Source organism: Neochlamydia sp. S13 (genome assembly GCF_000648235.2).
Classification (GTDB): Bacteria; Chlamydiota; Chlamydiia; order Chlamydiales; family Parachlamydiaceae; genus Neochlamydia.
This window is the reverse complement of sequence record NZ_AP017977.1, coordinates 1,944,747-1,956,254: the sequence shown is the minus strand read 5'-3', so window position 1 is coordinate 1,956,254 and position 11,508 is coordinate 1,944,747. Positions and strand designations below refer to the sequence as shown.

Below are 11,508 nucleotides of genomic sequence, written 5' to 3'. Positions count from 1 at the left end.
TTATAAAATTTTAGTTTACACGTTTTTGGGTACTAAATATTTCATTTATCTGTTCAATAGGCTCTCTAAAAGGTTCTTCGAATCCCTGAAGCAAGCTAATAGGCCCTCTACATCCTTCCACGGGTTCGACTTTTACTTGACCTACCTCTTGCATGATGGCAGTAAGTTTAATATGGACAAAATCAGCAATTTGCGAACCGTATTTAATTTTTTCACCGTTGATGGTGATATCTCCAACTACATAGTTCTTTTCTTTAGGAACTTCGAATATTGCTCTTAAGCCACTATTTGAGGTTCCTCTAACGATTTTCCAGAAATTAGTAGCCGGTTCCTCATCTGGAGTATGCCATCCATGAGGCTCAAACTTATCAAAGTAGAGTCCTACAGGATTTGCTAGGCTTAAATAAGCTCCCTTTTGAGCCAAGGTGTTAACAGAAGCACCGATATGAGGATCGCTATTACGTTCTGGAACACCATATTGGCTACATTTAATCAGTTGTCCTTGATTTGTAATAATTTTTCCCTTTTTTCTTCTTACAATAGTCGCTGCTGCGGCAAGTTCGATTTCGGCACTTAAGGTGTTATTGGGCTGAATAAGATGCATGGCACCTCTTGAAGTAGAATTGTTCCATTTATTAGCAGGATTATAAACACCATTAATAAATAGATCTTCTTCTTTTACGGCGGGATCGACATGTTCTTGATAAAGGCGGATCACTTGATCAGGATTGACCTGAGCAAGAAATCGCCAATATTCCGGGCCTTCGCACGTAAAAGTCACTTTAGTGATTTTATCCTCCGCATTTCTGCTAACACTCCATTCACAATATTCATCTTGATACGCACGCCTACTATCAGCTTCTTCCCAGCGAGCTTGATCAGTAGGAAGCTCTAACTTTACTGCTTTAGGGAAACCAATCCAGGAAATGGTCGCTTCTTGAAGGTCTTCAGCCCGGTCTCTTTGGGTGGGATTAAAAAATTGGCGACGGGGCCCATCGTTAGAGTTTGGGTATCCTTGTATAACTCTATCAAATAACTGCGAGATCCTTAGATGCCATAACGTTTTTTGTTCTTCATCTAAGTCCTCTAGAGCATCTCCTCCTGGAGGATCGAACATTCTTATTACAGGATTTGTTAATTGCATAAAATACTCCTTCGTTAAGTTTTATAGGGCCACATAGTACGCTTTTTAACGAGATTTTTTTTATTAAATTTGCACTCTAAAAACTTTCTTTTTTGACACCTAAGAGTTCAAGGATTTCTTCTTCTCGTCCTAGTTCAAATTGTTGCCACATAGCTTCAAAATGAGCGCGAAATTTATCATGTATAAATTTCCATTCCTTTCCTTCGCTGCATGTCAAAGGAATGGCTTTTCTTTTAAAGATAGCTTCTTCAGAATTGCAAAAAAACCGTTGAAACTTCTTCATCAGGCTAGGATCTGTTCGGGAAATCACATATTTACCCTCTTTACTCATTTGCGCGATTAAGTCTAAGGCAAATGTTAAATAGTCTTCTTTACTATACTGGGGTCGTAGGCTATTTTCGGTCTGCCGGTTATACTCTCGAAGGATGCGTTGAACAATAAATTCGTCTAAAATTCTTGTTTCTGTGAGGTGCAATTTCTCTTCAGAATTGCTTCGCTCTTTTTTAAATTTTTCGACAATGCTAGGAAGGACTTCAGCCGTTACAAACAAAAGCAAAGGATTTTTTACTATTTCTTTTAGTCCACTGATATTGTTAAAATACTTCCAATACTTTTCTACTGTCCACGAGGGAGAAAGGCCTTTTTCTTTTTGTATTGCTAAGTATTTTGTTAAATAACTTATTTGTTTGCCTGGATCAAAATCGGCAAGAATCAACTTATTAAAACCTTGGGGAGTTTTTCCATCGGGATAAAAATATCGTAGATCTTCGGCCTGTATATCGGTTATCCTACAGGTGAAAATAATTTTGGTATCATTATGCAATCTTAGTTTAAGGTTATTCTCGAGATAAATATTAAAAAGTTTTCTTTGCTTTTCTATAAATTTTTCTTTTTTCTCTTTGCGCAAACATGGCATTTCATCATACGCGTCTAAAAACAATAACAGTTTCTTCTCCTTAAGAAAATCCGGAAGATTCTCTGGCGAGACGATATATTGGAGCCCTTCTTCTAAAACGCGATCGGCTTGTTTCACAGATGAAAGTGAGATGTAAATAGGAAGGAAATCTTTTTCAGATGCATAGGCTTTCCCTTTTTTTAGAGCTAGATAGCGTACAAAAAGAGATTTTCCTGAAGCTGCTTCTCCAAGGATTAGCAAGATTCTATTCGAGCTGCTTATAAAGCTTTCAACTTGTTCTTCTAAGTCTTTTGGCTCATCCTTTAAAGAGCGGCTGGCATCTAGAGGAATATAGTAGTTCAATTCTTTTTGCAAATCTTCGTCTTGTGAGAGAGAAAGAAAATTTAAACGAACTTCTGACTGAAAAATAGAACAACATTCTTTAATTTTTTGCCCGTATCCTCTCTCAAGCACAGCTGCAGCAATTGCTGAAGCTAGAATAGCAGTATTACAATTTTGATGTTGTTGATTAGGACACCTAGCACGATGAAGGCCTAATAAATCGCCTTGATCATCCATTACAGGAGCACCTGAGGAGCCACGTAAAGTAGTAGTCTCGTAATGGACAATAAATTTATCGGCTTCTATTTGCTTGATTTTATTTTTCCAAAAAGCATAGCGTTTGAAAGAATGCATTACTCCATTTTCTTTCAAGCTGGGATGTTGAATGATATTTGCATGCCCTCCCTCTATTGGCTGAACATTAGAAAATATTGACATTCCCATTTTATGAACAAAATCTAACTTATGTGGTAAGGGTAAACGGAAGGCTACAATGGTGAAATCTAACTTATCTTTTGTTAAAGGTAAAAATCCCTCGTCTGGGGTTTCGCTAGTTAAAAATAATCCTCCCTCGCTTTCGTCTGGATTTAATCTTACTTCTACAATTTCTTGTGTCTTTCTAGATCTTTCATAAAAGAATTGTACGCAAGCCTTCTGAGCTTGTTCAAGATTGGGAATGATGTGATGATTAGTCAAGAGAAGCCCATTGTCAATGACAAATCCTGTCCCTTGATTGCCCGGACAAATGATGCGGCATACAATATTGATGCGGCTGGCTAGTTGTCGAAGATTTTCCGCTAGTGGCAAATCGCCCACTTGTAGCACACTTTCCGAAATATGGAGATCTTCCGTGTAGCCTTCAAATGATGATATAGATCCTTGTGTAGATTCCATCATCATGGCACATTTTCCTTTAAAGTCTTTCTTCCATTCATTTTAATAACCTCAAAACCTAGGATAAGGTTTCATTTTTGAAGTGGAATCACTATCTCTAAAGTGCTTTTCCCTTCATTTTGTTACAAATGAAAATTATGGTAAAGTTTTATTTTTTTTGAATGTGGATTTCTATCTCCCTTTTTATCAATCACTTTGTACATGGATAAGTGGAAAAGAGTATGATAAAAGCTTGTTTTTCTTAGAAAAAAGAAAAGCCCTGGCACAAGATCTTCTTATCAGTCAGCATTACCAGGCGACAGCCAAAGGACTATCTTCCCTTATAGATGGACAGATCAGCGATGATAAAATTTCACCATTTCTTAGCCGCGGCTAGCTTGGCTTAAAAGAGCTGTGAGACGAGGTTTTAAAGCCTACCTGCAATCGATAGAACAAGATAGGGGAGGAGAATTAATTATAGCTAATCCTTATAGGAAAAAAAGCTATACCGATGAAAATCCAAATGTTTGCTAATCCTCAAGCCAAAGGATAGTATAAAAGATGTGTATTCTGGCGATTTACAAAACAAGGAAAGAAAAAAGGTAATCGTTCAGGTGCTTTATTCAAAAGCGAGGCTTATCCATACAATAGCCATCGATAAAATGTTAATCCCTTTTACATAATAAATTTACTAGCTTACAGGCAGGCAAGCTCGGCAAATTTTCCACTATTATTTTCGGGAAAAGTTTGGATGCTCTTCTCGTTTCCATTCGTACTTATATTTACGAGCTTGAAAAGATCCCTGCAAACTTTAGTACAAAGAAGAATTCTTGCATAAAAAGAGGCCAGATTTTTGAAATTCGTTCCTCCTATGGGTGCTTTAGGTGCTTACTGCTATCGTTTAAACATGTCATTCTTGAGCATTTTTAAATCCTATCTTAAGACAGCTTTTAAAATGTAAGCCTCGCTAATCGAACTTGCGTTAAATATTAGGATTACAGCTATAATTACGATTAGCTGCAAACTTAACTACCTTAGTAGGAAGGGGAAGAAAAGAATAGCCAGTGAAAGAAAAAGAGCAGATTATTGAAGAAACTTAAAGCAAAAAGTGATCTGTATTCTAGATAGCAAGAGAGTATAGCATACCGTCAAGTCAACTTTTTGCCTGAGCAAGGCCTCTGAAACAAGGGATCATTCTTCGATTGTTGAGCAACTCCAGAGATAGAAAATACATTTAAATCCTTTTGTAGGAGGTGCTTATATTAAGTATTATGTTCTCAGGCTTACAAACGATAACCCCTTCTTGATGACTTAAGCGTGGTCACTGGGTCAACAAGTATTAAAGATAAAAAAAATGCAAGTTTATCAATAAAATTTTTAATGAAGTAAAATTTAAAGAAAAAGTTAAATATTAAGAGTAATACTTAAATCAAAATATTGAGAGAGGCTGATGCATACTATTTGATAATATTTCAGAAATATTTTAAGGGAGGTAAAAGTTAATGAATTTAAATACAACAAGTTTTTATTTTGATCACAGAGCAGCCCAACCTATTCATGCTGTTCCTAAGAGGATCTCTTGTATAAAGGGCAAATGGATAGAGGGAACCTATTCCCTTAAAATAGATATAGAGCATATACGGACTTTACAAGCTAAACTAAAAACCGCAAAGGGTACAATCAGATGTCCTGTAGAGTGGGAATTTCCTATCCTTTATAAGGAAAAGTTACAAAGATTGTTTAACCATTATCCTCCTTCTGTAGGGGTGACTATCAAGAAAGAAGCAGGCAGCTTTAAAGTATTGCTTCAATCTAAGGAACTTAGGCAAGAAGCTGAGGAGCTTTTTTATAAACTAAACCAAGAATGCTTTACTTATGATGATTGGCGCTTGCGGCTACATGTTAATTGGTGTAATGAGGAGCAAGATCGAGAAGAAAGGCAACGGTTCTTACTAGATATCGTCTTAAGGTCTAAAGATAATGCAAGCAATCGTATAGCTGCTGCTAATGCTCTCACCATTTTGAGAGCAGCTGATTTTTCTTTCAGTGGGCTTAATTTGCAAGGCATCTATGCCCCTTACGCCGATCTTAGGGGTAGTATTTTAGAAAATGTGAACATGAGAAACGCTCACTTAGAATATGGCAACTTCACTAATGCAAGTTTAAAGGGAGGGAATCTTGAGGGATGTCACCTTGAAAATATTCGTTTAGGGCAAAAACCTAGCTTAAAACATGCTGGTGTTGAATTATTCGTTGTCTCAAATAATGAGCTATTTGCCGTTTCTGTTTCGCAAGACTTTATCCATATATGGGATCTCCCTACAAGTCAGTGCATTAAAACAATCTCTACGGATTTACTATCCAATTGCCTAAATGCCACCTTTTGCGATCAACAGCAAATATTACTAACTGGGCATCATAATGGACGAATAAATGTTTGGCCTTATCCTCATTTTGTCAACCCTATTGATATTCAAATCCATGACAAAAACTTATCTCTTTTTGAAATATCTCCTTATTATCCTAAGGTTTTATTAAGTGTGGCAGACAAAGATGAAAATTCCAAGTATGAATTTAAATTATGGCAAATCACTTCTTCCGATGATGAAAGATATCTTGTACCTATTGCAGAGGGAGTTTTATCACATTTACCAGGAAAAATTTGTTGGTCTCCCTGCAAAGCTTATTTTGCTTTATTAGCAAGTTTGGATGATAAAACGAATGAAATCAGCGTCTTTTCTTATGACCTTAAAAAAGTTGGAAACAGCTTAACAATTGAACTCCCTGTTCATGATATGCAATTTTCCTCTGATGGAGAATTGCTTGTTTCGATATTAAGTGGAGACTTTGGCTTTAACGTCGAGCATCAAAATTTTTCATTCAAGAGTACCGTTGTTGCCTATAGCGTCGAAGGCAACAAAGTGAGAGAGTTATTTACGGAAGAATCTCGCGTACTTAGAAATATCGAATTTATTGAAAGCTCTGTGATTGCCTATATATGTGGGCCAGGTTTTCCCCTTTTAGGAGTAATAGGAAATGCTAAATTTTGCCTCCGCGATCTAAACAAGAATCAGTTACTCTATAAAGGCACAATTTTTGAAGGGAACATGAAAAACTTTCATTTTTCATATAGTCAAGGGTTATTATTTGCTCAATTGCCTGATGAAGTTGCAATCTTTAACTTACAAGATTTCTTAGCAAAACAAATGGATCAATTCAAGTTTTCTATATCGGATGCCTGCTTTTCAAAAGATAATCGTCTTCTAACTATTTCTAAAGAATCTATTTTGCGTGAGTACAACCCTCACAATGGCCGTTGCATGACAACAAGAAAGGTAGAGGGATTGTGGTGGGAAAATGCCCTAACTTTAACTGGTAATCAATGGAATATTAATTTTCACTCCCACTCATTTTCCTTTGCTCCTTCAGTCAATTATCTTGTTACAGATCGTAAAGTATTCTTACAACAAGACGATAAAAAAACAGATTTTCATGACTTTAAAGATCGTATCCGCTTAGTAAGCATAAAAAAAGATACAAACAATATAGTTTTAGATCTGGTTTGTGACCCTCTTTGCGCAGCTTATACAATCTCCCCAGAGGGTGATTATCTAGCTTGCTTTTTTCTAGAGGGAGACAGAGAGATTGAAATTTGGAACGTTTTAGAATCTAGGAGCATAGGATATTTACCCAGAAGTTTACCTACGCAAACAAGCAATCGGTTTGCACTTGCTCTTCCTCGAGCTTTTGTTGATGCAGCTCCTCTAGCTTTTGCTAATGATCGTGAGCTGTTCCTTTGGAGACTTCAAATTAAAATTGAAAAAGACATTCCACTGATTCATGCATTTAGTTCTCCAATTAAGCTTAACATTAGACAAAAAGAAAAAGAAGTTCCACAATTGTTTTTTGGTAAAGATGACCGCTTTCTTATTGCTCTTTACTCTAGTCAGATTCTTGTGTGGAATCTACCCGGGCTGAGTCTTACAAAGTTATATAAAAATCCCAAAAGAAAGATCTATTTAGAAAGTTATGATGTCTCTGGAGATCGTTCTCTCATTGCAGCATGCTATACGAATCAACAAGCTTGTAAGATTCATCTGTGGAATATCGAGACAAAGCAGAGAATCATCCAATTGAAAATGGCTCCTTTAAACCGCTTTTTTTCGGGAGCAAAGCTACTTCTTTCGTCTGATAAAAAATATTTAGCTCTTTGGAATGTTTCGCATGTTTATATGTGGGAAGTTAAAGGTCTTTCCCTTCAAATGTTATGGCAAGTTCCTCAAACTTTGCAGGCAGAAAACCTCGACATACAAGGAGCTTTTTTGGAGGCAGAAGCTAAAGTACTTTTAACACAATTAGGCGCAGAGGAAGAATATATCGAAGAATCTTCAACCAAGCAAAATATTCTTCAACAGGCTTATCAAAAGTCTGTAGCGTTTCTTTCTGGAATATGGCCTAAAAAGAAGGATTCATCCTAAAGAAAATCTAAATTTTCTTCATTTAGAAAAATCCCTCTTTCTACTAGAGTGCTGTTGTTACAGCACTCTGGCTAGCTGTAAAGTTGAGCCGAAATCAAATTTATCTTCAGAAAGTTGGCTGGCAACTTGTTCTCTATCTCCTTGAGTAGTGTCCAAATAAATAAAAAATTTGTAAAAGCTTTCATGTCTAAAACCCCATTTTTTATTAATTTCGATTAAAAGGCCACAGCGACGAAATTGTTCTGCTTTCTTTTCTTGTCTGCCAGCTGAAAATAAGTAAGCAAGTGATTCATTGAGCTGGCCATCCGTTACATCGCTTAAGGATTGATTAACCATAGGATCCTCCAGAGAAAAGAAGGTTTGGTCCCTATTCTTATCAGTATATCTGAGTTCTGGATGAGCTTTCCATGCATAGGCCTGCATGCCACGAGCGACATTGATATAATAAGATAGATACTCTACTCTACTGGGTAACCATTCAAGTGACTCATGAGCAGGGCGACGAGTCCTTCTAAGCTTCTCTTCTTCACGCAAAATAATTCTACAAAAGCTAGCAGCTAAAAACATATTTTCTGTAAAATCGATTTCCGGATCTTTTTTTGTTTTCTTATGAAGGTTGACAATATGAGGTAGGGTGTCTGCCATAATTCTGAGAAAGAGGGGTTGTTCTATAATTTCAACTAGCTGGGGATGGTCATCTAAATATTTTACGTAGTCATCTTGGTCCCATAGGCTAGGATGTCCTTCTTCGCGACACACTTTTAAGTACTGCTCCAAATAAGCATCTCTTTTATCTTTCGTAAATGGAACAATTTGGAGTTCTTTTAATCCTCTATCATCTCCAGGGAAAGGCCAAAAATTTGCTTTATCTGTTTTATCTAGATAACCACTTCGGCAGGTAAATATAACTTTTGATTGGCTCCATTGATTAAACCTATTAATTTGATAAAGATTGCTTTTAGCACCAATTTTTAATTCATCGTAAGCATCGCATATCCATAGGATGTTCATCTTTCTGAGTTCTAATTCATGATCTTGCAAATGGTGCTCTTTCAAGGTTTCTCTCACCATTTGGTGAGGGTCTTTTAAAGAGGGTAGAGAGACAACAATAGGAACATAATACTGCGAAGGATCCTCTTTCCAACAATCCCACGCAAACTTACGAATCGAAAGAGATTTGCCCGATCCCATCGCTCCTTCGATAAGCAAAACTTTATCCGTGGGTTTATGGAGAAATTTATCAATCTTTTTAGCTAACTCTTTTGGCTTACGAAATAAGGATTTTTTAGCTTCTACAGGAAGATAATAGCTTTCGTCTTGCTTCAACTGGATATCATTTTGGGTATTAGCTTTAATATCTTGAAAACCTTTGAACCAAGGAGCCACTTTTCTGACTGCTTCATTAAATAAATCATGAGGAAACTGATTTAACTTATTGGGCACAGAAGAGGGCATTGTATTTGGATTAAAGCTAGGTTCAAGCTCGCATATAAGGCTTGCTTGTGCTATTTGTCGCATTGCATAGACAGGGTGGGTGACGGCACACTTCTTTAGGAAATCAATAATCTCTTCACGAAGTTGTTTTCTATAAAGCTCTTGTAGCTTAATAGATGATTCTATGTCAATTAAGGTATCCATTCTTAATTTGAGGGGGGCTTGTTTATCAGGTTTATCAGGAAAATTATCCCCACAGATTTGCTGTAAAAAGAGAATGGCAGTCTTCCCTGCTTCTGGCTCTATAGAAGCATAATGAATAAGGATTTGACGAAGGATCTCAACCAATCCTTTTAGAAAGAAGGGATGGTGGGTAGGTAAAGCTAGCTGTATGACATCATCGGTTCTTTCTTTTAGAGCCGTATCTAGATAGGCTTTAAATGCAGTTAGAAATGAAACATCCTCTTGCATGAAGAGATATCTTAAGATAAATAGTTGAATGTACCAGGAGTTTTCTTCTTGGACCTCAAAAATTTTTAAAAACTTATCTATCATACCCGTTTCACTGGGATTTTGGTTAGCAAGAGCTTTGAAATTATTTAAAATTTTATTTACCCTTTGAAGAAAGGGGGATATGCTAGTTTGCTGGGAAATGCATCTAAATATTTGTGTGCTATATTCTGCAAAGAAAGCCACACTTAAGTTACTATGCCTTCTATAACGATCTACAGTGTGAGGAAATTTTTCCCTATCTTTTTCCTCTAAATTCCGTATTGCTGTCATTTCCATAATTTCTAAAAGAGAGCTAAAAGCTTCTAATTGAGTGACTAATATATCTGCGTTATTAGCTATAGAGGTAGCTAAAGAAGTTTCCTCAAGCCTGTGTAGTAACATATTCATAATCTTAATAAAATGATCAGCTTCTAGAGTAGAAAAAGGATGAGAATTTAATTTTTTCTCTAACGCCTCACTATCTCTGCTTTCAGCAATTGCTTTCCTGTAAGCGCTTCTCTGAAAATTTTGGAAAAAACTTGTTAGAGCTTCAAGGAATAGAGGTGTCTTAATAATCTCTTCATCAACATTTTGTACGAGCCTCTCAAGGATGCTATTCCTTTGATTGGGTTCAAGTAATTCAATAATAACCATGATTTCTTCGACAAAATCGCCGCGAGGATTTGTTAATTCTTGGAAGCTATCGACCATATGCTGGATAATTCGAGGAATTAAAGGATGCTCATATCCCTTTAGATAAGCTAACGCTAAATCTCTTGCATTATTGAATGAATAAAAATCAAAGGGCTGAAGAGGAGGGGTATTGACATATTGCGGGGGCACCACAATAATCGAGGGTGATAAGGGCTCAAACGATGAAGAGAGGCCTCTAGTAATTATTTCAGGTGCGGGTAACAAGGGAGGGGGATTAGAGATTGTGGGAGCTCGAGTGCTAAAGAAAACTTTATCTTTAAGTAAAAATTTGACGTTAAAGCGACCATCTGTTCCACTGTTTATGGCCAATAATTTAAAGCTTTCAGGGGATTCGATTAATAAAGGTGCTGCTGTCTTTGCTTTAATGGTAAATTCTGATGTCGCTTCATATTTTTTTTTGCCTTCAGGATGGTTCCCAAAGATAACTTTAGTGCCTATAATATCTGTATGTTCTGCATCTACTTTTAATGACACTTTATTTTCTTTATTTTCCCCCCATTGCCATTTTTGCAGGATATGGCTACCCACATAGTCGGTGGTAGAAAGATCTTGGGATGTAAGAGCTGCAGAGTTGTTGGAATCTACTTGCATAAGAAAAACCTCCTTAGTTTAATGCTAAAGTTAGTTTATGATCGACTGCCTCAACCTATATCATACAATTTCAAGGTCTTATGTGGGAAGAAACTTTTAGCAGACAATCTAACCTTTTGCACCAAATTGCATAAGCAGGAGTTTATTTTGTTCACTTAAATCTATCGCTGCATGAATATGAGTGTCTATGGATTCTAGTTTCTGGGGAATTCTCCATTGAAGATAAAGTTCATTATTTTTAATCTTCCATAAATATAGCATCGTCCCTGCTTTATCCGCATTCGCTCATAACTAAGCCAGACAAGATCTAAAGAGTGCAAAAAAGCCAAACAGGAAAATCCCTAGATGCTCTTAAGTTCACTTGGAATAAGAGTTTATTACTTGTCGAATACTTGAGCTACTCTCCAGCAAGAAAACAAGGCGGGCAAATTCTGCAAGTGTTGTTAAAGACTCTTCCAAGGCTTGCCACTTGTATTATCTCTTTCCTCTACATCTATCATCATCTTTAGCAAATCTATAATTTGCTCAAAGTTTTATTTGCCTAC

The 11,508-nt window shown here is 36.6% G+C and carries 6 protein-coding genes; 3 read left to right on the top strand and 3 right to left on the bottom strand.

Features of this window, described 5'->3' with window-relative positions; genetic code table 11:
• Positions 1-10: 10 nt before the first annotated feature.
• Both TY21_RS07585 and TY21_RS07580 read right to left on the bottom strand, forming a co-directional pair.
• Positions 11-1,144: a hypothetical protein gene (locus TY21_RS07585; protein WP_052354624.1), complete on the bottom strand. Its 1,134-nt coding sequence runs from the start codon at positions 1,142-1,144 to the stop codon at positions 11-13.
• Between the two features lie 76 nt (positions 1,145-1,220).
• A complete protein-coding gene (locus TY21_RS07580) occupies positions 1,221-3,281 on the bottom strand; it encodes a serine protease (RefSeq protein WP_042243286.1) in 2,061 nt (686 codons plus the stop codon).
• A 76-nt stretch (positions 3,282-3,357) separates the two neighbouring features.
• On the opposite strand from TY21_RS07580, the gene TY21_RS07575 reads away from it, so the two are divergent.
• Both TY21_RS07575 and TY21_RS07570 read left to right on the top strand, forming a co-directional pair.
• Positions 3,358-3,651, top strand: coding sequence for a hypothetical protein (locus TY21_RS07575; protein WP_042243283.1), 294 nt, complete (start codon positions 3,358-3,360; stop codon positions 3,649-3,651).
• Positions 3,652-4,756: 1,105 nt separating this feature from the next.
• A complete protein-coding gene (locus TY21_RS07570; protein ID WP_052354623.1) occupies positions 4,757-7,732 on the top strand; it encodes a pentapeptide repeat-containing protein in 2,976 nt (991 codons plus the stop codon).
• 57 nt (positions 7,733-7,789) lie between these two features.
• On the opposite strand, the gene TY21_RS07565 is transcribed toward TY21_RS07570, so the two are convergent.
• On the bottom strand, positions 7,790-10,963 hold the full coding sequence (locus tag TY21_RS07565) for an NACHT domain-containing NTPase (protein WP_042243281.1): 3,174 nt from the start codon (positions 10,961-10,963) through the stop codon (positions 7,790-7,792).
• 314 nt (positions 10,964-11,277) lie between these two features.
• Here TY21_RS07565 and TY21_RS07560 point away from each other — a divergent pair, with 314 nt between their 5' ends.
• Positions 11,278-11,472 (top strand): hypothetical protein, encoded by a 195-nt coding sequence (locus TY21_RS07560; protein ID WP_042243278.1) that lies wholly within the window; start codon positions 11,278-11,280, stop codon positions 11,470-11,472.
• The last annotated feature ends 36 nt before the right edge of the window (positions 11,473-11,508 follow it).